Annotated in this window: 20 protein-coding genes; 9 read left to right on the plus strand and 11 right to left on the minus strand. The window is 40.8% G+C overall.

Going from position 1 to position 22,127, the window contains the following annotated elements; translation table 11 throughout:
* Positions 1 to 120: 120 nt before the first annotated feature.
* A complete protein-coding gene (locus G7B20_RS07265) occupies positions 121 to 786 on the plus strand; it encodes a TlpA family protein disulfide reductase (RefSeq protein ID WP_164109744.1) in 666 nt (221 codons plus the stop codon).
* A 12-nt stretch (positions 787 to 798) separates the two neighbouring features.
* On the opposite strand, the gene G7B20_RS07270 is transcribed toward G7B20_RS07265, so the two are convergent.
* From G7B20_RS07270 to radA, 3 genes are all read right to left on the minus strand, one after another.
* On the minus strand, positions 799 to 2,214 hold the full coding sequence (locus tag G7B20_RS07270) for a Gfo/Idh/MocA family oxidoreductase (RefSeq protein WP_164109746.1): 1,416 nt from the start codon (positions 2,212 to 2,214) through the stop codon (positions 799 to 801).
* Between the two features lie 20 nt (positions 2,215 to 2,234).
* The gene (locus G7B20_RS07275; RefSeq protein WP_240465989.1) at positions 2,235 to 3,650 is read right to left on the minus strand and encodes a DUF1080 domain-containing protein; all 1,416 of its coding nucleotides are present in this window, start codon (positions 3,648 to 3,650) and stop codon (positions 2,235 to 2,237) included.
* A 313-nt stretch (positions 3,651 to 3,963) separates the two neighbouring features.
* Entirely contained in the window at positions 3,964 to 5,352 is a 1,389-nt protein-coding gene (radA, locus tag G7B20_RS07280) for a DNA repair protein RadA (RefSeq protein ID WP_164109748.1), read from the minus strand.
* A 71-nt stretch (positions 5,353 to 5,423) separates the two neighbouring features.
* Between radA and G7B20_RS07285 the strand changes: the two genes are divergently transcribed.
* The gene (locus G7B20_RS07285) at positions 5,424 to 5,930 is read left to right on the plus strand and encodes an RNA polymerase sigma factor (RefSeq protein WP_164109750.1); all 507 of its coding nucleotides are present in this window, start codon (positions 5,424 to 5,426) and stop codon (positions 5,928 to 5,930) included.
* Positions 5,930 to 6,547: a hypothetical protein gene (locus tag G7B20_RS07290; RefSeq protein ID WP_164109752.1), complete on the plus strand. Its 618-nt coding sequence runs from the start codon at positions 5,930 to 5,932 to the stop codon at positions 6,545 to 6,547. Before G7B20_RS07285 ends, G7B20_RS07290 begins: the two co-directional genes overlap by 1 nt.
* Here the strand turns inward: G7B20_RS07290 and G7B20_RS07295 are convergent.
* Both G7B20_RS07295 and G7B20_RS07300 read right to left on the minus strand, forming a co-directional pair.
* Entirely contained in the window at positions 6,540 to 7,706 is a 1,167-nt protein-coding gene (locus tag G7B20_RS07295) for a dipeptidase (RefSeq protein ID WP_164109754.1), read from the minus strand. The genes G7B20_RS07290 and G7B20_RS07295 overlap by 8 nt on opposite strands.
* Positions 7,703 to 9,439 carry a serine hydrolase domain-containing protein gene (locus G7B20_RS07300; protein ID WP_164109756.1) on the minus strand — a complete coding sequence of 579 codons (1,737 nt, stop codon included), beginning with the start codon at positions 9,437 to 9,439 and terminating at the stop codon, positions 7,703 to 7,705. The genes G7B20_RS07295 and G7B20_RS07300 overlap by 4 nt, the downstream gene beginning before the upstream one ends.
* 348 nt (positions 9,440 to 9,787) lie before the next feature.
* On the opposite strand from G7B20_RS07300, the gene xseA reads away from it, so the two are divergent.
* From xseA to G7B20_RS07315, 3 genes are read left to right on the plus strand one after another with little or no spacing between them, the layout of a single operon-like run.
* Positions 9,788 to 11,044, plus strand: coding sequence for an exodeoxyribonuclease VII large subunit (gene xseA, locus G7B20_RS07305; protein WP_164109758.1), 1,257 nt, complete (start codon positions 9,788 to 9,790; stop codon positions 11,042 to 11,044).
* A gap of 7 nt (positions 11,045 to 11,051) precedes the next feature.
* Positions 11,052 to 11,276, plus strand: coding sequence for an exodeoxyribonuclease VII small subunit (xseB, locus tag G7B20_RS07310; RefSeq protein ID WP_164109760.1), 225 nt, complete (start codon positions 11,052 to 11,054; stop codon positions 11,274 to 11,276).
* Between the two features lie 45 nt (positions 11,277 to 11,321).
* The gene (locus G7B20_RS07315) at positions 11,322 to 11,669 is read left to right on the plus strand and encodes a hypothetical protein (protein ID WP_164109762.1); all 348 of its coding nucleotides are present in this window, start codon (positions 11,322 to 11,324) and stop codon (positions 11,667 to 11,669) included.
* Positions 11,670 to 11,705: 36 nt separating this feature from the next.
* Here G7B20_RS07315 and G7B20_RS07320 read toward each other — a convergent pair whose 3' ends face one another.
* Complete coding sequence (locus G7B20_RS07320) at positions 11,706 to 12,125, minus strand: SRPBCC family protein (RefSeq protein ID WP_164109765.1); 420 nt, start codon at positions 12,123 to 12,125, stop codon at positions 11,706 to 11,708.
* A gap of 162 nt (positions 12,126 to 12,287) precedes the next feature.
* Here G7B20_RS07320 and uvrA point away from each other — a divergent pair, with 162 nt between their 5' ends.
* The 3 genes from uvrA to G7B20_RS07335 all read left to right on the plus strand — a co-directional run bounded on the left by uvrA (position 12,288) and on the right by G7B20_RS07335 (position 17,305).
* A complete protein-coding gene (uvrA, locus tag G7B20_RS07325) occupies positions 12,288 to 15,092 on the plus strand; it encodes an excinuclease ABC subunit UvrA (protein ID WP_164109767.1) in 2,805 nt (934 codons plus the stop codon).
* A gap of 90 nt (positions 15,093 to 15,182) precedes the next feature.
* Positions 15,183 to 16,823, plus strand: coding sequence for an alkaline phosphatase PafA (gene pafA, locus G7B20_RS07330; protein ID WP_164109768.1), 1,641 nt, complete (start codon positions 15,183 to 15,185; stop codon positions 16,821 to 16,823).
* A 47-nt stretch (positions 16,824 to 16,870) separates the two neighbouring features.
* The gene (locus G7B20_RS07335) at positions 16,871 to 17,305 is read left to right on the plus strand and encodes an RrF2 family transcriptional regulator (RefSeq protein ID WP_164109770.1); all 435 of its coding nucleotides are present in this window, start codon (positions 16,871 to 16,873) and stop codon (positions 17,303 to 17,305) included.
* A gap of 82 nt (positions 17,306 to 17,387) precedes the next feature.
* Here the strand turns inward: G7B20_RS07335 and G7B20_RS07340 are convergent, their stop codons facing one another.
* The 5 genes from G7B20_RS07340 to G7B20_RS07360 form a co-directional block, all read right to left on the minus strand.
* Entirely contained in the window at positions 17,388 to 18,941 is a 1,554-nt protein-coding gene (locus G7B20_RS07340) for an Rne/Rng family ribonuclease (RefSeq protein WP_164109772.1), read from the minus strand.
* Between the two features lie 299 nt (positions 18,942 to 19,240).
* Positions 19,241 to 20,077 carry a tetratricopeptide repeat protein gene (locus G7B20_RS07345; protein WP_164109775.1) on the minus strand — a complete coding sequence of 279 codons (837 nt, stop codon included), beginning with the start codon at positions 20,075 to 20,077 and terminating at the stop codon, positions 19,241 to 19,243.
* 13 nt (positions 20,078 to 20,090) lie between these two features.
* Positions 20,091 to 20,384 (minus strand): HU family DNA-binding protein, encoded by a 294-nt coding sequence (locus tag G7B20_RS07350; protein ID WP_079645487.1) that lies wholly within the window; start codon positions 20,382 to 20,384, stop codon positions 20,091 to 20,093.
* A gap of 206 nt (positions 20,385 to 20,590) precedes the next feature.
* Positions 20,591 to 21,652: an aminotransferase class I/II-fold pyridoxal phosphate-dependent enzyme gene (locus G7B20_RS07355; protein WP_240452829.1), complete on the minus strand. Its 1,062-nt coding sequence runs from the start codon at positions 21,650 to 21,652 to the stop codon at positions 20,591 to 20,593.
* Positions 21,653 to 21,654: 2 nt separating this feature from the next.
* Positions 21,655 to 22,122, minus strand: a complete 468-nt coding sequence (locus tag G7B20_RS07360) for a hypothetical protein (RefSeq protein ID WP_164109777.1) — start codon at positions 22,120 to 22,122, stop codon at positions 21,655 to 21,657.
* Positions 22,123 to 22,127 lie beyond the last annotated feature (5 nt).

Raw genomic sequence — 22,127 nt, forward strand, 5'->3', positions numbered from 1 at the left:
GAGATAAGAATACGTTCTGGTTATTCGAACTACATAGACAGATGAAAAAATAGGACAACTTCATCATCAAAAAAACAAACCGATTTGTCCAGTGACAGATCACGAATTAATTAAACACATATGAAAAAAATCCTTTTTTTACTGCTAAGCATAGCACCGTATTTTCTCTTTGCACAATCAAAAGAAGATTTGATAAAGGAGATTAAGGCCAACCCTACTCAAATAGAAACGATTAAGCTTATTCAGCGCGTCGGCGGCTATGATCCAAACTACAAAGAAATGGAGGCCTTATTCAAGACACTTGACAAAACAGTCAGAAAATCCAATGAGGGAAAAATTTTCCAACGCTACCTAAAAAGTCTTTCCAATGTGACCATCGGTAAAAAAGCACCCGGAATCACACAATTTGACTTAGAGGGCAATCCCTATGGATTACAGGACCTAAAGGGTAAATATGTCCTTATCGATTTTTGGGCTTCATGGTGCCCACCATGTCGCGCAGAAAACCCTAATTTAGTAGCGGCATACAGCGAATTCAAAGATCAGAATTTCGAGATCTTAGGAGTATCCTTCGACAAAGACCTTGATTCCTGGAAAAAAGCTATTGAAGACGATAACTTAACATGGAAACACATTTCTGATCTTCAATATTGGAATAACGGTGCTGCAATTCCATACGGTATCAAAGCTATTCCTCAAAATGTCCTCGTAGATCCCAACGGTATAATTATCGGCCGTAACCTACATGGTGACAATCTGAAGAAAAAACTAAAAGAGGTGCTATAGCACCTCTTTTAGTTACATTTTATAATATTGTTCCCATCCTTTTGCCGGCGTAGGCCCCACCAAAAGTGCATTCGCAAACCGATCATCGACAACTTCCTTCTTTATAGGGTCAAAATCAAAAGATCTATTCAATCGTTGCGCTATCACTCCCAGACAGAAAACCTGACTTAACGGCCCAGCGAGTTCGAAAGGAGAACGCGTCTGTTCCTCGCCCTTACAAGCCTTCAAAAAATTAGCAAAATGATTTGAAGGCGAAATAGGTATATCTGGCAATTGCTTAGCGAGATCCTTTGCTTTATCCTCGGGAATAATTTGCAGCGTAGAAGCATGAGAGCCTCCTTTAAAGGTCAAATCTTTAGCATACATAATCTTTCCAGGATTAAGCTTCGCTGCTTCAATCTTTCCACTGGTTGGTGGAGGAATATTCGGATCTAACCCCGAAACACCATATCCTTCCGGGATAGGAGGTAGATTGTCCAAACCATCATACCAATTAATAGTCAGGGCTGGCATGTTCTTCCGCTTTGCGAAATTAAATTTGAGCGTCGATGACATCGGAAAGAAAAAAGAATTATGGCCATCCAACACGACTGCCTCTACCCGATTGGGAAGACCCAACTCTAGAAATTCATGAGCCGTATCCAATATATGAGCTCCCCAATCTCCCAGAGCCCCCATTCCAAAATCAAACCAACAACGCCACTGACCGTTCACGTAATCCTTGTTATAGTCATGCCCTCTGGTCTGCATCTGCCACAGATCCCAGTCCAATGTATCTGGTATACGTTCCGGATAAGGAAATCCCTTCATATTCACATCCCAACCATGCCAACGTCGAGCCATATTCATATGTGCATCTATACGCGTCACATCCTTTATAATCCCGGACTCTTTCCAAGCCTTGAACTGAAAATAGTTAGCCTCCGAGTGTCCCTGATTTCCCATCTGTGTCACCACCTTGGATGACCGCTTAGCCTTCTGAATGAGCAGTTCATTTTCCCAAAAAGTATGTGCCATAGGCTTTTCCACATATACGTGCTTACCCAAATCCATCGCCAACATGGCTATAGCAAAATGCGCAAAATCAGGCGTCCCGATACACACGGCATCTATCTGCCCCCCCATCTTATCAAACATCACCCTAAAGTCCTGAAATCTAGGAGTATCCGGAAACATCTTCAATACCTCCTGTGTATGTTTTCCTCCCATATCCACATCACACAACGCCACAATATTACATAGTCCTGTCTTATAAAGATCTTTGATAATATCTCCTGCCCTATTCCCTACCCCAACACAGGCAAGATTTACACGTTCATTGGCACTAGCCAACCTAACCTCCCCTAATACACTATTGGACAACAAGGCGGCTCCTCCAGCTAAGACTGTTCTTTGAAGGAAGCTTCTACGTGATAAATAATGATTCATCTATGCTTAGAATTACTTAATTACTTCAATTTTTTCACTTTAAGGTTACGAAAGGACACCTCATCCCCATGATCTTGCAATAAGATATGCCCTTGCAATGCTTCTCCGAAGCGCTCCCAATCTTTATATTTACTAATCGCAACCAAATCCCTAAATTCCTTTGAACCTCGTTGATAGGACAACATCTTGATACCATTTAGGTAATGAACAACTTCATTATCCGCAGTTACTACAATACGCCCTCGATTCCATTCGCCTATCGGCCTCCTAGCCCTGCTGTCTTTATTAGAAGTAATAAGGTCGTAAAGAGATGCTAAAGTACGATTTCCATCTCTACCTAACTTAGCATCTGGATGGGTGGCATCGTCCAAAATCTGAAACTCTGGCCCTATAGCCGATCCTGCAGACTTCTCTTTCAAAGTTACAAAATACTTAACCCCACTATTCGCCGCAGGAGTAAGCTTGAATTCAAAAGAAAAATCGAAAGCGGCATACTGCTCTTTGCTAATAATATCTCCACCATTGGTAGATTCACCACCATCAGATTTTAAGACCTTAATCGCTCCATCCTTGACTTCCCACCCGCTTTTCGGAAAAGCATCACCCTTTACACTTTTCCATCCAGCATGATCTTTGCCGTTAAACAATAAGCTATAACCAGCACTTTTTTCCGACGAGGAAAGATTATTCGGCTTTAAGTTAACGATAAAGACCTCCTTTGGAAAAGCCGTAGGCTTCAGGTTTTGAGTTTGAATCCTGATATTCTTAAAATAAACCTTCTTCCCATCTAATGCTTCCGGGATACTGTGCACCTGAAGCCCTATAAACCCCTTGCTATCGATCGTATCAATAACAAAAGCCGTCGGCACACCGTTGACCCATGTACGTAGCTCATCATCTATTGCTTCGATTCGTATATGATTAAATTCTTCTTTCTTGTAAGCCGATTTTGCTTTCTCATTCATATCCAAAGGATACAACCAGCCGCGCCGGGCTTCATCATAAATTCCACCTGTCCACGCCCTACTTGTTGGATCTATTTCGACCTGTCTCCCGTACACACGACCTCTCCCTCCATTTGCGGCCATATCGATATGACTACGCGTCTGTACACCCGAATTGGTTTGATCTCCCTCCAGCTTAATATCCAATTCAAGTATAAAATTTCCATATTCCGCCTCTGTAATCAAAAACGAGTTTGGAGTCCCCTTAGTCATACGCCCTACAATAGCACCGTCTTCTATCGTATAGGGCGCTTTGCCCCCTACGGATTTCCAGCCGGTCAAAGTCTTTCCATCAAATAGGTTTGTCCAGCCATCAGAACCGGAAGATTGTGCCTGAACGTTGCCGACACTCATAACACCCAATAAGCCGATAAGGACAGTGGATATTTTAAAATTAAACATTCCCTTCATATGTGTATTACTTGTTTTCATATACTCTAATAAATTTCATGAGCTTGCAAGCTCGATTATTTTCAACAACGCACCAATTTCACTATCTCTAGTCAACATACTACTACTTTCAGAATGGTTCTTAGGTTTACTAAACTATCCGAATATAAAGAAAAAGAGGTAAGATGATTTAAAATTAGATCTGTAAGAGCCAATTTTTTAACGAAATCGATTGCGGTAACGCATCCTTTTTTGAGAAAAGAAACACCAAGTAGGAAATTTTATAACGGCTACAGATGCCAACAAAAGTTAAATCCGACAAAAACTCAATATTCGACACAAGTTGCTGTCTACCTTAGCCAAAAAGCGCTCTAAATAAATCCTCTAGCGTAGCCATAGGTCGGATCGCGATATTATATTTCTTTGCATCCAACCCCTTGACATTATACTTAGAAATAAAGATACCATCAAAACCCAACTTTTCTGCTTCGGCTATACGCTGTTCGACACGGTTAACGGCTCTGATTTCGCCAGATAACCCAACTTCTCCTGCAAAAGTAACCTGGGCAGGTAATGGGATATCCTGTTGTGAAGATATGAGCGCTGCTATGACAGCCAAATCTATAGCAGGATCTTCCACCCGAAGACCTCCTGCAATATTTAAAAACACATCCTGTGCACTCAACCGGAAACCAAAACGCTTCTCTAATACAGCCAGCAACATACTCAGCCGCTTCGTATCAAAGCCCGTCGCTGTGCGTTGTGGAGTACCAAAAGCCGAGTTACTGACCAGTGCCTGTACTTCGATCATTAACGGACGAACGCCTTCAAGCATAGCGGCCACAGCGACACCAGAGACCGGACTCTCCCGCTGGGAGAGCATTATTTCTGAGGGATTTGACACTTCTCGGAGTCCGGCTCCTTGCATTTCATAAATGCCCAATTCTGAGGACGAGCCGAATCTGTTCTTGACCGACCTTAATATTCGATATACATGGTTTCTGTCTCCTTCAAATTGCAAAACCGTATCTACCATATGTTCCAACACTTTGGGACCAGCGATCGAACCATCCTTTGTAATATGCCCTACGATCAGCACAGGTGTATTCGTTTCCTTAGCAAAACGCAACAACTCTGCAGTACATTCACGTACCTGAGATACAGAACCAGGAGCGGATTCGATCTGCGAAGAGTGCAACGTTTGAATTGAATCTATGACGATAACATTCGGGTTGACTACTTCTATCTGTTTGAATATATTTTGTGTACTACTTTCGGTCAGGATATAGCAATTTGCCTTTGATGACTGAGAAAGTCGTTCAGCCCTCATTTTTATCTGCTGTTCACTTTCTTCTCCCGAAATATAAAGTGTCCTTACTTCCGGAAGGGAAAGGGCCAGTTGCAACATCAATGTTGATTTTCCGATACCAGGCTCTCCACCGATGAGTACTAATGATCCCGGCACAATACCTCCACCAAGTACACGATTGAATTCTTTATCCGGTGTCAAAATTCGCTGCTCTTCTGAATAGACGATCTCGTGTATGATAGCAGCTTTATTGGTACGCTTTGCTGCCCCCGACCCCACGGTCGTACTACGCCATTCCGGAACCCGGGAAGAACCCGTCACGACAACTTCTTCTACAAAAGTATTCCATTGTTTACAGGACGGACATTGTCCCAACCATTTCGGAGATTCGTACCCACAGGATTGACAAAAATATGCTGATTTCGACTTGGCCATTAGGCTAAATTAATAAAATCCTTCATTACATGTAACAATATCTTCTTAAATTCGACCTATAACCAAACTAAATGAACAAAAGCACGGAAATAGAATTTGTGGGTTTACTGGAACAGCACCAGAATATCCTTCATAAGATCTGTAAGCTATACGCTGCGGACTTGGATACACACAAAGATCTTTTTCAGGAAATGGTCATTCAACTTTGGAAATCTTATCCAACATTCAAAGGCGACGCCAAATTTACAACGTGGGCATATCGGGTAGCTTTGAATACAGCGATTTCTTTGTACCGTGGTAGCAAACGAAAAATAACAACTGTAGATTGGAACAGCTCCCTACAAAACATTCGTTATGAAGAATACGACACAGAACAAGAAGAACAATTAAAAGCGCTATACACGGCAGTAAGACAACTGAATGATATCGAAAAAGCGCTGGTGTACATGTATCTGGAAGATAAAGATTACGGAGAGATTTCTGAAACACTAGGTATTAGTGAAGTTAACGCTCGCGTAAAAATGAACCGAATAAAAACAAAGTTGAAAAGTATGATAAATCAGAATGGAGGTCATTAATGGATGGATTAGATTTATTAAAACAACACTGGAACGGAGATAATAATTTTCCGAAAATAGAAAGAAATGAGCTTCAAGCTATGTTACATCGAAGTTCTTCGTCTATTGTAAAATGGATTTTTATCATTTGTTGCCTGGAGTTTGCCTTATGGTTAGCCATCTCCTCTATTGTTCCCTCAGAAAAACAACACTTTTTAGTTTTTCAAATTATTGATGTAGTCTACAATGTTATCTTCTATGCGATTATCTTTTATTTCATCTTCCAGTTCTACAGCTTACTTGTTCGGATAAAAACAACAAACAGCACTAAAAAACTAATGGAAAGCATACTAGCCGTTCGCAAAAACGCCCATCGCTACATTCAGTTTAACCTCTTGGCTGCCTATGTAGCATTCGGACTGGCATTAATTCAACTTATTATAGAAGAATCCCTAAATCGAGAAAGCTGGGGTGAAATACTTTTTTATGCTCTTGCGTTAGCTATTATTTTTACGCTTTTTGCCTTATTATTTATCAAAATAATTAAACTTTATTTTAGGGTACTATACGGCTTTCTCTTAAAAAAGTTAAATAAAAACTATGATGAGCTCACCCGTCTAGAAGAAGATGCTAATTAACAACATCAGGCTCGTTTGCTCTTAAAATACGCAAAAAATTTAACCCCATTATCTTTGCTATGGCATGTTCGCTATAACCTCTTGCTAATAGGGCTTTAGTCAGATTCGGAAACTGAGACACATCTTCCAAATCTTGAGGAGGGGCTTCTATCCCATCAAAATCCGAGCCGATAGCGACGTGATCTATCCCAACATGCTGTACCAGATAATCGATATGGTCGATCAATAGTGACAACGGGGCATTTGCTTGATATTGTTGCTCCTTTGTAAGTGCTCCGTACTGCTTTGAAACAGACATTCCTCCACTAGCACCCCCCACATGTTTCGCATAAAGATCTTTCACTTTTGTCTCATAAAGCGAATCTAGAAATCCTGAATAAAAATTCACCCCTATAACGCCACCATTTTTCTTCAAGGCTACCAATTGCTGATCGTCTAGGTTTCGAAAATGAGGTGTCAATGCTGCGGCATTGCTATGTGACACTAAAATAGGCCTCGTGCTCACTTCCAACACATCATAAAACAACCTTTTACTACCATGCGACAGATCCACCATCATACCCAACTCGTTCATCTTTCGAATTATCGCACGCCCCTTCTTTGACAATCCACGTTGCCTGGATGGCTTTTTACGATCTTCAATCGCTGCTGCTGTAGCCCAAGGTAAATTATAGTTCCATGTAAGCGTCAAGTATCTCGCCCCTCGCTGGTATAGTGCCTCAAGGTTCGAAAGACTAGACTCGATCATATTTCCTCCTTCAATACCAATTAACGCAGCTATTTTTCCCTGTTGGTGTATCTGTTCGATATCCTGGCTACTCTGAGCCAATGCTATCCGATCAGGATTACGACGAATGACATCATTTAAAGCATCAATCTGGTCATTAGCATGTTGAAAAGCCCCTTTCTTCCATTGTTTATCGTCAGACCATACGGCAAACACCTGAACATCAACACCTCCTTCTATCAACCTAGGGATATCCGTATGTCCCTTTTGCAATCGCTGACCTATGTCTCTTCCAGGAAGAACACTCTCGATGATCACATCGTTATGTCCATCGACAACCAGCATCCTCTTATGCAGCACCTTATGATCCTGTGCCCACCCTATAGAGCTGCACAAACCAACTAGACATAAAAAGCTAATTAACTGCTTCATTTCGCTTCATTTATCGTCTCATAGATGGCGTCTTGTATCCGACTCCTAACATTTAAATCATACAACTTGGTCGACACCTGTGGATGCACCCGATTGGATAAAAAGATATAAATCAGCTGATGTTTCGGATCTACCCAAATACAAGTCCCTGTATACCCTGTATGTCCATACACGGATGCATTAGTCAATCGGGATGGGTATTCTTTCTTAGGGTCCGAATCTGCGCGATCAAATCCCAATCCTCTCCGACTCGTCTTAGATTGCTTAGAAGTAAAAAGATCAACCGTGCTTGATTTAAAATAACGTACCCCACCATACTCTCCCCTATTGAGCAACAATTGCCCATAGATCGCCAGATCATTGGCTGTTGAAAACAATCCCGCATGGCCCGCTACGCCTCCAGCCATTGCAGCTCCTTGATCATGCACATAGCCTTGTAATAGTACTTTCCGAAAAGAAGTATCATTTTCTGTAGGTATAATTCTACTTTTTTCAAAACGTTCGCGAGGGTTATAACCAGCTGTTTTCATTCCAATAGGTCGATACAAAATCTCTTGTATATATTCTTCCATAGGAATAGCTGTCTCGTGCTCTGCAACCTCCTTCATCACGTACATACTGATATCCGAATATACATAATTGCCAATAGGTTTCACGGCAGAATGCAACATCTCCGGCCACATGACGTCCCGATAATAGTTATTCCGTAAATAAGCATTGTCTGCCACCTTTACCTGATGAGAAGCGGAAGATACCGACTGCATATCACCGGATTTCAGATTACGATAGAAAGGGATATAAGGGATAAACCCCGCTTCATGCAATAACACCGTTCGTAACGTAATATTAGCTTTGTTACTTTGCTGAGCCTGCCACAAATAATGTCCCATCGTGCTGTCCAGATCTATAATGCCACTTTCCTGAAGATGCATGACTACAGGTGTGGTTCCAGCAATCTTACTCACCGAAGCCAGGTCAAATATATCCGTTATCTTAGTAGCTTGTGTTTTGTCGTACGTATGCGTGCCGTATGCCTTTTCAAAGATAACCTGTCCATTTTTGATTGCCATAACGACCATACCAGGTGCAGCCTTTTCACGGATAGCTTCTGCCGCGATCTGATCGATCTTTTGCCCCATTTTCATGGTATTTAAGCCCGAGCCCTCTGAACTATACTGCAAGCGAGTCTGTTCCCTTCTATTGCCTGTACTGCCCTCTGTAACTGCAAGTCCGCCAAAAATACTCATTGCCAGATTCCGTTGAGCTTCTTCAGAAAATAGCGGATAACTGAGTTCCGTAACACGGCCTCCCAATATCGGTGATAACTGCCGCAACTGACCTACACCATCTTCAAAGCGGCAAAGAATTATATCCTTACGATTTACCAAAGACTGTCGTAGCATGTACAGCATCTGCTGGTTTAGATCAGCCGCTGTGCCAGCCACGATGATCAGATTAAAATATTTCGTCTCTTCATCGTACTTCGAAAAATCAAAGTACGATACATCTGCGTAACGTCCCAACTGTTCCACAAAAGTGCTGTACCTTCGTAAATCCGGTACAACTACCGCAATTTTGACCTTATCCAAACGCTTTACCGGAACAAGATGTCCTTTGTCATAAATCAACTTTGTTTTATTAGCAATAGTTTGCTTGTATTGTGCTTGGATAGAAGATATATCCAATAGAAAGAATGTTATTAGTGTCCAAAATACTGTCAATAATCGAATCATGATAATAAGGTTTCTAAAGTAAATATAGTCAAAAGCTGCACAAAACCGCAATCAAACTATACAAACTTACCCGTTGATTAAAAAGTCGGAATAGCATCCTTGTATCAAATTTACTACATGTTAGGAATAGTTTATATATTAACAAGGATATTATACGTAGATTACACGGACTTCATTCGGACTTCATTCGGATAATTCCGCATGAAATCTGAGTGATATCCGTGTTTTATTCGATTATATATCCAGTTAAATAAGACAATGTCCATAAATTGATCCCAACTTATTCCCTAGCAATTCAGATTCGCAGAATAGACACCTAACTTCCAACTTTTTCAGTACCTTTGAATCATGCCTGAAGTGGTTGAAAACAAAACTATTTTTTCCCTTTTAGAGGTTACGAAAAGCATTCAAAAGACCATTGCTGATCGTTACAAAAGTCTCTATTGGATCAAAGCAGAGATGAATAAGCTTAACCACTATAAGCATTCAGGTCACTGTTATCCAGAACTTGTTGAGAAAAAAGACGGTAAAATTGTCGCTGAAATACGCTCCATATTGTGGAAGACGGACTTCGAGCGTATTAATCAACAGTTCATCCAATTACTGAAGGAGCCCCTTCGGGACGGGATTACCATTTTATTCCAGGCAGGTGTCTCCTATGACCCTCTATACGGCCTCAGCCTACGCATCGTAGATATAGACCCTACTTTTGTACTGGGTGAACTAGAAAAGGAAAAAAAAGAAAGTATAGCGCAGCTTCATAAAGAAGGACTATTTGATGCAAATAAAAAGCTTCCCTTCCCTACAGTCCCTAAAAGACTTGCTATCATCTCGGTAGAAACCAGTAAAGGTCTTTCCGATTTCTTTAAAATAATCGCCCATAATCCTTGGGGTTACAAAATTGAGACCACCTTATACCCTGCACTATTGCAGGGCGACAAATCCATTCCTTCTATCATTCGTCAACTTGCCGTGATCGCCGACCATTTGGAAAAATATGATGCTGTCGCTATTATCCGGGGAGGTGGTGGCGAAGTCGGTTTATCAAGCTACAACAACTACAACCTTGCCAAAGCAATTGCGATTTTCCCTATCCCTATATTGACAGGAATAGGTCACTCTACCAACGAGACCGTAAGCGAGATGGTGGCCTATAAGAATGCTATAACCCCCAGCGAACTCGCTGATTTTTTGATTCAGAAATTCCACAACTTCGCCATTCCTGTAGATCAAGCACAAGAACGCCTGATTCTTCGTGCACAGGAAGCTTTTTTGAACCAAAGAAAGCAACTAGCAGATTTTGCGCAGATTATTTCTTGGAATAGCAAGCAGAAATTCGCGTCACAACAACATCAGATTCAAATGATATCCCAACGAATCCAGCTGTTTAGTCGTCATATTTTAAAAGAGCAACAAGAGACACTGAAAGGTATCTCCCGAATCGTCAATATGGCCGACCCTAACCTACTTTTAAAGAAAGGCTTTAGTATAACCCGGATCAATGGAAAAGCAATAACCTCAAGGGAGCAAGTTAATGAAGGTGATACCATAGAAACAAGCTATGCCGACGGTATATTATCGAGTAAAATAATCTTAAAAACTTAGCAAAAAAATGGAATCAAACTACACTTATAATGACGCCTTTAACGAATTGCAACAGATTGTTTCCGAGATAGAAACAGGTGATGTCAATGTAGACGAACTGGCCGACAAGATAAAGCGGGCATCTCAATTGATCCAGATTTGCAAATCTAAACTAACAGCATCCGAAGAAGAAGTCAACACCTTACTGGCCAAACTCCAAGAGACGAACGACAACGACCCCGATCCCAAATGACAATCAAAATTTGACAATCTTGTTAGTTTTCCAGTCAGCGTCAATATGGAGACAGAAATAGCAGACGTTATATCGTCCTTTTCGCAAATGACAGTTGCAGAGCAGGCCCTAGAAAAACTATTGGATAAAGCCGATCCGACCACCGAACGAATTGCTCAAGTAACCTTGCTGCAAGACTGCAATTACCACCAGTATCTAACAGCCTACCTAACAGTCGTAGCGGGCAAAAACAAACCAACTGAACTCCGCGCAGCCCTAACTGGTATACTGGGAGATTTTACATATTCAAGCGCACGGAATAATATCGTCATGAATTGCCAAGCAATTCTAAAAACCAGGATCCCAAAAGAATTAAAAAACCAAATAGGAAAAACAATAAACAAGTTAAATTGATTCATCCAACAGATACAGTCTCAAAAAGAGAGACTGTCAAACAGCATATACGGATTCAACATACTTTTTAAAGTTATCCAATATAGCCTGCCACCCTCCTCGTTGCATTTCAATGGAATTTTCAGCTTCCGGCTCGAAGCGAATAAACAACTTGGTTTGCTGTTTGTCTGATTCGAAATCCATTTCGACTTTTCGTCCATCCGACATGGTATAAGCTATCTTTTTAAAGGGACTCAATTCCGTATACGTACCCTCAAAATCAAACCCGAAACTGCCGTCTTTAGCCGCCATTCGATTTTTAAACTTCCCACCTACACGTAGATCGTTGATCGAACTGGTACAATGCCAATCGTCCGAGGCATGGTTCCATTGCATAATATCTTCCGCGGAGTTGTAAGCATTCCAGACAGTCTCTACACGAGCGTTAATTTGAGTTTCTATTGCTATAAAATCCATAAGTTTAAATTATTTTACGAGATCGTTACACCCGGTCTTTTCTTTAGTAACAAGAATACGTCAATTTTGTTATTATCAAGGTATCAGATTTCCATTAAAAGCATCAGACTACTCCCAACGGCACACCGCTAGAAAGCAGAAAAATGCGTAACTTTGGAAGTTATGCAAAATAAGAAGGAGCACAATCCAAAATCTCATATTCAAATCAAGGGAGCACGGGTCAACAACCTGAAAAACATTGATGTTGACATTCCAAAAAACAAACTAGTTGTCATCACCGGCATGTCGGGTTCGGGCAAGTCGTCGTTAGCTTTTGACACTTTGTATGCCGAGGGACAGCGTCGTTATGTAGAGAGTCTATCCTCTTATGCTCGCCAATTTATGGGCCGAATGCACAAACCGGAAGTGGACTATATCAAAGGTATCGCCCCAGCTATTGCCATTGAGCAAAAAGTGATCACAAGCAATCCAAGATCCACCGTAGGGACATCCACAGAGATTTATGATTACCTCAAACTCCTCTTTGCCCGTATTGGCAAAACCTATTCGCCTGTTTCAGGTGAGGTGGTCTCTAAAGATTCCGTATCGTCTATCGTGGATAAGATTTTGACTCACCCTATTGATTCGACTGTTACATTATTTAGCCCTTTACATCCGACCAACGGCCGCAAACTGAAGGAGGAATTATCCTTGCTGCTCCAAAAGGGGTTTGTACGGATTTTCTTTAACGGCAAAGTAGAAAAGATAGAGAACATCCTTGAAGATAAATCAGTTTCAAACAAAGGTTTTAAAGAAGGGGAGATAGAAATTGTTATAGACCGGATCCGCCTAGATGGTGAAGAAGATACAACCACTCGTCTTGCCGATTCCATACAGACAGCATACTTTGAAGGAAAAGGTGAATGTGCTGTAGATATCGAAGGACAACGCTTTTCATATTCCGATAAATTTGAATTGGATGGCATCACCTTCGAAGAACCTACACCTAATTTTTTCAGTTTTAACAATCCTTTTGGGGCTTGTCGCCGCTGTGAAGGATATGGTAAGGTAATCGGTATCGACCCAGATCTCGTCGTCCCCGACAAAAGTAAGTCAGTATACGATGGAGCCTTAGCACCTTGGCGTGGTGAAAAGATGGGCACTTGGCTTGACGCCCTTGTCGCTACAGCTATAAAATTTGATTTTCCTATACATCGGGCGTATGCCGACCTGACAACCGCCCAACAGGAATTACTCTGGACGGGCAATAAATATTTCAGGGGTTTGAATGATTTCTTCCAAGAACTGGAGGAGCAGACTTACAAAATCCAATATCGGGTCATGCTATCCCGCTACCGGGGTAAAACGGACTGCCCCGAATGCAAAGGCAGTCGTCTACGTAAAGACGCTACCTATGTCAAAATCGCAGGCAAGTCTATCGTAGACCTGGTATTACTGCCTATAGATCAGGCCTTATTATTTTTTAATAGTTTGGATCTATCCGAAAATGATGCTAAAATTGCTAAACGCCTCTTGTGGGAGATTATAAACCGGATTCAGTTTCTGTGTGACGTAGGCTTAAGTTACCTGACATTAAATCGACTCAGTAATACCCTCTCGGGAGGAGAATCTCAACGGATAAATTTAGCGACTTCGCTAGGCAGTTCGTTGGTAGGGTCTATCTATGTATTGGACGAACCCAGTATCGGCCTACATCCCAAAGACACGCAAAAGCTTATCACGGTATTGAAGTCTCTACGCGATATTGGTAACACGGTAATCGTTGTGGAACACGAACAGGAAATGATGGAAGCCGCAGATTATCTGATCGACATTGGGCCCGAAGCAGGAGTCAATGGAGGCGAATTGGTTTTTGCAGGAAATTATGAACAGATTTTAAAAGACAAAAATTCGCTTACCGGTCATTACCTGAGTGGCAAAATGGAAATTGCAGTACCCCAGCAGCGACGAAAATGGGTTGATACAATCACTATAAAAGGCGCCAGGGAAAATAATTTGAAAGGAGTTACAGTAGACTTTCCGCTTCATATATTCACCGTGGTGACAGGCGTCTCCGGTTCTGGCAAGACATCCTTGGTAAAACGTATTCTCTACCCAGCTCTTCAAAAGGCCATGGGAAATTATTCTGGTGAACAAACCGGACAGTTTGATGGCATAGAAGGCGATATTCAACAGATCGAACAAGTGGAAATGGTTGATCAGAATCCGATAGGTCGGTCATCCCGCTCTAACCCGGTCACCTACGTGAAGGCTTGGGATGAAATCCGGGCGCTCTATGCCAACCTTCCTGCTGCCAAAGCTGGAGGTTTAAAACCAGCAGCCTTTTCATTCAATGTCGAGGGAGGCCGCTGTGACATCTGTCAGGGAGATGGTGAAGTAAAGATTGAAATGCAATTTATGGCCGACATTGTACTCCCATGTGAGGCCTGTGGTGGTAAGCGATTTAAACAACACGTCCTAGATGTACAGTATCAAGAAAAATCGGTCTCAGATATCCTTGAGCTGAGTGTAGACGAAGCGTTGATTTTCTTCAAAGACCAACCCAAAGTACTGGCAAAATTACAGCCTTTACAGGATGTTGGTTTGGGTTATATCAAATTGGGTCAGTCTTCGAGTACGCTATCCGGAGGAGAGGCACAACGGATAAAACTGGCTTCTTTCTTAATCAAAGGTAATAACAGCAAGAAGACCTTATTTATTTTTGATGAACCGACAACAGGATTACACTTTAATGATATCCAGAAATTACTCAAATCTTTTGATGCATTGATTGCATTAGGCAATAGTATCCTCGTGATAGAGCATAATATGGATATGATCAAGTCTGCAGACTGGGTAATCGACATCGGTCCCGGGGGAGGTGAAAAAGGTGGACAGGTCGTCTTTACAGGCACTCCAGAGAATCTAACTTCTTGTAAAGAAAGTTTTACCGGTCAATTTCTTACTAATCACCTTAAAAAGGCTTAATTTGTATTTCAACAAACCTTTAAAAAGATGGGACAGATCTTCTAGACTAAGCTTTAGAAATACCTAACTTTCTTTAAAACAGTTATTCCAATGAAAAAACATATTATCTTCTTTTTAGCACTTGCTTTGGCGGTTATCAAAGATGCAAACGGTCAAGTAGAAAGACCTAAATTAGTAGTGGGGTTAATGGTAGACCAAATGCGCTGGGATTACCTATACCGCTTTGCGGATCGCTATGGCAACGATGGTTTTAAACGGATTCTAAAAGAGGGATTCTCTTGCGAAAACACATTAATAAACTATATTCCGACCTATACCGCTATTGGACATAGCTCCGTTTATACGGGATCTGTGCCATCTATCCATGGTATCGCAGGCAATGATTGGATCATCCAATCGACCGGTCAACCTATGTATTGTACACAGGATGAAAATGTACAAGGTGTGGGTACGACAGAGAAAGAGGGAAAACAATCTCCTCGAAACCTATTAGCATCTACCATTACCGATCAACTAAAATTGGCAACTAATTTTCAATCTAAGGTTATTGGAGTTGCCATTAAAGACAGAGGTGGGATCCTTCCGGCAGGTCATTTTGCAGATGCAGCTTATTGGTTTGAAGCTAAATCCGGAGACTGGATATCAAGCACGTTCTATATGAAAGATCTTCCAAAATGGGTTAGTAAATTTAACAAGCTGAAGCTTCCGGAAAAATATCTAAAGCAAAACTGGAATACACTATATCCCATCAAAACTTATACGAATAGTATTGCCGACGACAATATCTATGAAGGCAAATGGGCAGGTGAGAAATCCCCTACTTTCCCAAGAAAAACGTCAGAATTAATGAAGGATGCCGGGTATGAGTTAATAAAAACAACACCACAGGGAAATACACTGACGCTCGACTTTGCAAAAGCAGCCATTGAGAATGAAAACCTAGGAAAAAATCCAACGAATAACACCGATTTTCTCTGTGTCAGCCTATCGTCTACCGATTATGTAGGACACCGTTATTCTTTATCTGCGGTAGAGATTGAAGACACTTATTTACGTCTGGATCGCGATATTGCAGATTTCCTAGCTTATCTCGACAAGACCGTTGGTGCGGGAAACTATACTTTTTTCTTGACCGCAGATCATGCTGCATCTTATAATCCGCTATATTATACTGATCAAAAAGGGAATGGAGGCTATCTTTTTACCAGGCAGATAGAACGGGAGTTGAATGCAGAATTACAGGATAAATTCGGTTCAAACAAACTAGTCCGAAGCTTATTGAACTATCAGGTTCACCTCGATTATAAACTCATAGATTCACTGAATCTAGAAGTAGATCAGGTGAAAAGAACAATCATTAAAAATCTAAAAAGCCAAGATGGCATCGCCTACGTAGTGGATATGGAGGACGGAGAAAACATGTTTTTACCAGCACCTATACGTGAGAAAATAATCAATGGGTACAACCGGAAGAACAGTGGAGCTATCCAGATTATCGCCGAACCGCAGTGGTATTCGGGTACTCCACGCAGTACCGGTACGACACATGGTGTATGGTCTGCTTACGACTCGCATATCCCCTTATTATTCATGGGATGGGGCATCAAACCTGGAGTGAGCAATCGACCTGTTCAAGTTGTAGACATTGCTCCTACACTTGCATCCTTGCTTCATGTTATGGAACCTAATGGCAATATCGGGCATACTATTGTTGAGGTATTGGGACAATAGTAAGTTGTTGTATTATTTTGTATTTTTGAGGCTACTGAATACAGATTATGATTTCGAAGAAAACTAAATATGCGATAAAGGCCCTCATGGTGCTGGGTCGGAATTATGGCAATGAGCCGATGCAAATTGTCAAGATAGCGGAGGAGGAACGTATCCCCAAAAAGTTTTTGGAACAAATCCTGTTGGAAATGCGCAACGCAGGAATTTTGTACTCTAAAAAAGGTGCCGGTGGAGGTTATAGTCTAAATAAGGCTCCTGAAGATATTTTTCTCTCTCAGGTCATGCGTCTCATTGATGGCCCTATCGCTCTATTACCTTGTGTAAGTCTCAATTTTTATAGATCCTGTGAGGAATGTACCGAAGAACATGCCTGTGGCATCCGAGATACTTTTGTAGATGTACGCAATGCAATGCTACAGATTCTAAACGACACCAGTATCGCCCATTTAATTAATAAAGAAAAGGAACTAAGCTTAGACTAAGTTTATATTATAATGACACTATTCTGTCGTTATGTAAAAAGAAAAGCTCCTCAAATTCGTTTGAGGAGCTTTTTTAATCTCTTTATAACTTTATTTCTTCGTCCTTCGAATTGAAGAAATGAAATTCTGTTAAATAATAGGATTGGACTGGTTTCACCTTTATCCATTTTCCATATTTGAAAAACCACTTGACTCGTTTAGAGATAAACCCAGACTTAATGTAGGCGTCTATATAGGGGTGCACACATAAAGACACTCCTTTTTCGTTTTGCTCTTCGAGAATAAAACTCAAGTTATTTTCAATGTCATCAAGCAATACAATACTTGACCTAATTTCTCCCGTACCATCACAAGCAGGACACTTCTCATTTGTCACAACACTCATTTCTGGACGCACGCGCTGTCGCGTGATTTGTACCAAGCCGAATTTACTCGGCGGAAGTATGGTATGACGAGCTCGATCTACGTTCATACATTCCTTTAGATAGGTATACAGCTCTTTTCTATTTTGAGGCTTATGCATGTCAATAAAGTCTATAACAACTATACCTCCCATGTCTCGCAATCGCAATTGTCTAGCAATTTCTCTTGCAGCTTCTTTGTTTACTAAGAGTGCATTATCTTCTTGGTTTTCTTTACTAGCAATCCGGTTTCCGCTATTTACGTCAATGACGTGCAATGCCTCCGTATGTTCTATCACTAAATAGGCACCACCTTGCAAATTAACCGTCTTGCCAAAAGCTGCCTTAATCTGCTTTTCGACACCAAAGTGATCAAAGATTGGCTCTTTATGTTTATAAAGCTTTACAATCTTCTCCAGCTCCGGCGAAATCTCCTGTACATATGACTTTGTTTCTTCATAGATAACAGGATCATTAACATATATATGAGTGAACTCGTCAGTCAGCAAATCCCTTAGAATGGTAGAAGCTCTATCCATTTCGCCTAAGACTTTCTGTGGCGGTTCAGCTTTTTTAAGGCGCTTGGTAAAAAGCTCCCACTTCGAAATCAAATCGAGAAGGTCTTTTTGAAGTTCTTCAACTCCTTTTCCTTCAGAAACCGTACGTATGATGACTCCAAAGTTTGCAGGTTTAATACTTTCTACAATCTTTTTGAGTCGTGAGCGTTCGGCACTTCCTTTGATCTTCTTGGAAATGGAAACAGAACTTGAAAAGGGCACAAGTACGACAAAACGTCCAGCGATGGATAAATCCGAGCTAAGTCGCGGACCTTTTGTTGATATTGGCTCTTTTGCTATCTGTACAGGTAATAATACATTTCGGCTTAATACTTCCGAAATCTTACCTGCCTTATCGATATCCTTTTCAAGCTTTAGACTATTAAGCAGATTCTCTTGATAACTGCCATTCTTTACTACTCGCGTAAGCTTAAGTAAGGATTGTACTTGCGGTCCTAAATCCAGATAATGCAAAAAGGCATCTTTGTCGTAGCCTACATCTACGAATGCTGCATTCAATCCAGGCATGATTTTCTTAATCCGGCCGAGATAAATATCCCCCACCGAAAAATGATTGTCTACCTGTTCCTTATTTAGTTCTACAAGTTGCTTGTCCTGTAGTAAAGCAATAGTCACCCCTTTTTCGGGGGTCGAATCGATAATTAATTCCTTTACCAACAGCTACTAAATTTGGGGACAATAGTACCTCGCGCACTATCTTATATCATCCCAATGAAACATAAACTTGTTTAATGAAAAAATACAATCTACGATAAAACATCTAAGTTTACCGTAGATTGTATAGCGCCTTTGGAAATAAATCTCCTTAGACTATCAACAAGAACTATTTTTTCTTGTGTCTATTTTTTCTTAAACGTTTTTTACGTTTGTGAGTAGCCATTTTGTGTCTTTTTCTTTTTTTTCCGCTTGGCATAGCTTTAATGTTTTTAAATAATGTTAATGAATCTTGTTAATTATTATTTACTCAATGCTTCGATCTGACGATCTATATACTGAGATAAGGTCGGATCTGCTGCTATTTCCTTGCTTTTTTGATAAGCAGCTATAGCTTCGTTCTTAAGACCGATTTTTTCGTAGCTTGTAGCTAAATAAAAGTAAGACTCCGCATCTGGCTTTACTTCAATTACTGTTTTGAAACGCTCAATTGCTTTATCAAACTGTTGCGAACGTATAGAGAATAAACCTAACGTTTTATTTGCTTCTACATTTTTTGGTTCTACCGCAACAACTTCCCGCAGCAAAGCAATTCCTGCCATAGGGTTATTGGACCCTGTAACCAGTGCTGCACCTAGTCCCGTCTTTGCAGAAAGACTATTGGCATCCAATTCGACGGCCTTTTCATAAGCTGCAATAGCGAACCTATTTAGCTCCGAAGCCATCATCGTATCCTGCTGATTTGTATATCCGGCACGAAAAGCATCCCCTGCTTTCAACCAATAGTCAAATTTTGGAGAAAGCTGTGCCAACTCCTGATAGATAAATGCCTGTGGAATAGGTTTTGCCACATCGTCCCATTTGGCCACTAGCTGTTGTAACAGCGCGACTTTTTGTTCTCCTTCTGCTTTCTCCACCTGAGCTTCGATTGCGGAAATATCTTGGGATAGAGAAGAATTAATACCTTGTTTTGCTAGCTCAGAAACACTCTTCAATGTATACATAGAAGATGGTTCTTCTGCGTTAGCTTCTGTTTTGCCCTGCTCCTTATCAACCAAGCCTTTAATAGGCTGAGCCAATAAGCCCCCCATTAGTACAACTACTAATACAATTACTATTATTTGTTTGGTGTTAAGCATAGGGCAAATTTAACTATTTTTTTACTTTATTACCATTTTTCACTTTTTCAACAAAAACTTTTGCTGGCTTGAAACTAGGCACGAAGTGCTCAGGGATAATAATTGCTGTGTTTTTGGAAATATTACGTGCTGTCTTTTCTGCTCTCTTTTTTACTACAAAACTTCCAAACCCTCTAACGTATACATTCTCTCCTTCAATCATCGCATTTTTAACAACTTTGAAAAACGCTTCAACCGTTTCTTGTACATCAACCTTCTCTAAGCCAGTCTTGTTAGAGATTTCTGCAATAATTTCTGCTTTAGTCATATCTATTATTCTGTAATTATATTATTCGTCCTAAACCCACATTTGGGGTTGCAAAATTATCTTTTTTAAATGAGCTTTAAAAATATTTCGGATCATTTATCCAACATATTTTTTTCATTTTCAAACGATTACCCTGAAAAAGCTTTCAGAACGCACTTCAAATCGGATGCAAATCTACCATTATTTTGCTGATTTTCAAATATTTATTAAGTTTTTCCAAAATACGCTTCGGCCAGATACTGTAGATCTTCTTTCTTATGTAAACAGGAGATGACAATACGATTTAACAGCGGACTATCGGGGAAAGGATACGGAAAACTAGAAATAAGAATATGCCTGTGGAGAAGATGTCTATATAAATGAGGATCAACAGATGTGAATACCGGAAAATCAGCTATATGACGCAACCTAGCATCGGTATTGATCAGGCAGCCAAAAAGATCAATATTCCGATGTAATACATCAAAAGCTTGGTGGTACAAATGACGTCCATTTATAAGCGCATAAACTGCTGCAGGAGTTGGTGGTGACGCTCCTCTAAAAATAGGATGCATCTTGATCTCTTTGACATAATCAGCAGGCCCGAATACAACTCCCGCATCCGTCCCCATCCCTTTGGCCAAAGAAGCAACAACAACAACGTCCACATTAGCAGAATCACTTGCAAAACCCAGGTCCACCGAAATAGCATCTTTTTTTACGACACCCAGCCCGTGTGAATCATCCAGAATAAAAAGCAGGTGTTTTGAAGGATCACACAAACTAGCAAAAGGGGAGAAATCATAGAAACCAGGTTTCAAATTATCCAATGTATTGGATATAATGACAAACTCCTTTTGTACGGACTGGTTAATATAATTAATAGTCTCGTCGCGCCATTCATCAAATGGGCGACATTCCTCACAATCTACTTCCATCCATAATGCAGGGTGCGAATCCGGCGCATATAAAACCTCCTTCCCCGACGATAATGCCCTTACCGCAACTTGAGCGGCAAGATATCCACTCGACAAGAGAGCTGCATGGGCAAAATCAAACCTTTCGGCCAACCGGCATTCCGCTTCATCATATATGCCCAGCTGTACGTTATTGGAGCGGGATGTACCATTATTCAAGCCATAAATATCAATCCCTTTTTTATACAAATGAATATAATCCGGATTATCCAAGAAACCTAAGTAAGCAGTACCTCCGAAAAAAAGATACTCTTCTCCATCCTTATAGATCATTCTTCCTGTAGGCTGATGCAACTGTTGAAATGTAGTCATATCTAATACAGATGGTAGTTAAGCGGCAGACTCACCCCTACAGAAATATTAAATCCCTTGATAGGCATCAACCCCTGCTTAGTACCCAAATCAACACCATAACCGGCTCCCACTTCAAAAAGATTAAAGATACCAACGCCTACTTTTGGCGTGATAGTATAGGGGGTGACTTCCATTTTAACAAACGGCCAAACGGCTTTGGCACTCAGGTAATAAGTGACTCCCAACTCTGGAATAGCATGAGTCTTACCCGCTTTCCATGTCATATTTGCCCCCCCATCAAAACGGAGATAATTCGCATACCCTAAATCTGTAAGTGCCCAAAAAGAAGCTTTGACAAAACTTGCTTTTTGGTACTGGTATCCTATGGATGGACCAAAAATCCAGTTATTATGACTTTGCTGCTCTTGGGCGTTCAGCCTCACATTACCCGCTATAAAAAGGAACAATAAACAGAATATACTCCTCATTTTCG

This window comes from Sphingobacterium sp. xlx-96 (genome assembly GCF_011007365.1).
Classification (GTDB): Bacteria; Bacteroidota; Bacteroidia; order Sphingobacteriales; family Sphingobacteriaceae; genus Sphingobacterium; species Sphingobacterium luzhongxinii.

Excerpts from the sequence above, each read along its gene's own strand:
- G7B20_RS07360 (WP_164109777.1), bottom strand. The coding sequence starts at position 22,122 with ATGAGGAGTATATTCTGTTTATTGTTCCTTTTTATAGCGGGTAATGTG.
- G7B20_RS07355 (WP_240452829.1), bottom strand. The coding sequence starts at position 21,652 with ATGACTACATTTCAACAGTTGCATCAGCCTACAGGAAGAATGATCTAT.
- G7B20_RS07290 (WP_164109752.1), top strand. The coding sequence starts at position 5,930 with ATGGATGGATTAGATTTATTAAAACAACACTGGAACGGAGATAATAAT.
- xseA (WP_164109758.1), top strand. The coding sequence starts at position 9,788 with ATGCCTGAAGTGGTTGAAAACAAAACTATTTTTTCCCTTTTAGAGGTT.
- xseB (WP_164109760.1), top strand. The coding sequence starts at position 11,052 with ATGGAATCAAACTACACTTATAATGACGCCTTTAACGAATTGCAACAG.
- G7B20_RS07335 (WP_164109770.1), top strand. The coding sequence starts at position 16,871 with ATGATTTCGAAGAAAACTAAATATGCGATAAAGGCCCTCATGGTGCTG.
- radA (WP_164109748.1), bottom strand. The coding sequence starts at position 5,352 with ATGGCCAAGTCGAAATCAGCATATTTTTGTCAATCCTGTGGGTACGAA.
- G7B20_RS07285 (WP_164109750.1), top strand. The coding sequence starts at position 5,424 with ATGAACAAAAGCACGGAAATAGAATTTGTGGGTTTACTGGAACAGCAC.
- G7B20_RS07275 (WP_240465989.1), bottom strand. The coding sequence starts at position 3,650 with ATGAAAACAAGTAATACACATATGAAGGGAATGTTTAATTTTAAAATA.
- G7B20_RS07320 (WP_164109765.1), bottom strand. The coding sequence starts at position 12,125 with ATGGATTTTATAGCAATAGAAACTCAAATTAACGCTCGTGTAGAGACT.
- G7B20_RS07345 (WP_164109775.1), bottom strand. The coding sequence starts at position 20,077 with ATGCTTAACACCAAACAAATAATAGTAATTGTATTAGTAGTTGTACTA.
- G7B20_RS07315 (WP_164109762.1), top strand. The coding sequence starts at position 11,322 with ATGGAGACAGAAATAGCAGACGTTATATCGTCCTTTTCGCAAATGACA.
- G7B20_RS07300 (WP_164109756.1), bottom strand. The coding sequence starts at position 9,439 with ATGATTCGATTATTGACAGTATTTTGGACACTAATAACATTCTTTCTA.
- G7B20_RS07270 (WP_164109746.1), bottom strand. The coding sequence starts at position 2,214 with ATGAATCATTATTTATCACGTAGAAGCTTCCTTCAAAGAACAGTCTTA.
- pafA (WP_164109768.1), top strand. The coding sequence starts at position 15,183 with ATGAAAAAACATATTATCTTCTTTTTAGCACTTGCTTTGGCGGTTATC.
- G7B20_RS07295 (WP_164109754.1), bottom strand. The coding sequence starts at position 7,706 with ATGAAGCAGTTAATTAGCTTTTTATGTCTAGTTGGTTTGTGCAGCTCT.
- uvrA (WP_164109767.1), top strand. The coding sequence starts at position 12,288 with ATGCAAAATAAGAAGGAGCACAATCCAAAATCTCATATTCAAATCAAG.
- G7B20_RS07265 (WP_164109744.1), top strand. The coding sequence starts at position 121 with ATGAAAAAAATCCTTTTTTTACTGCTAAGCATAGCACCGTATTTTCTC.
- G7B20_RS07350 (WP_079645487.1), bottom strand. The coding sequence starts at position 20,384 with ATGACTAAAGCAGAAATTATTGCAGAAATCTCTAACAAGACTGGCTTA.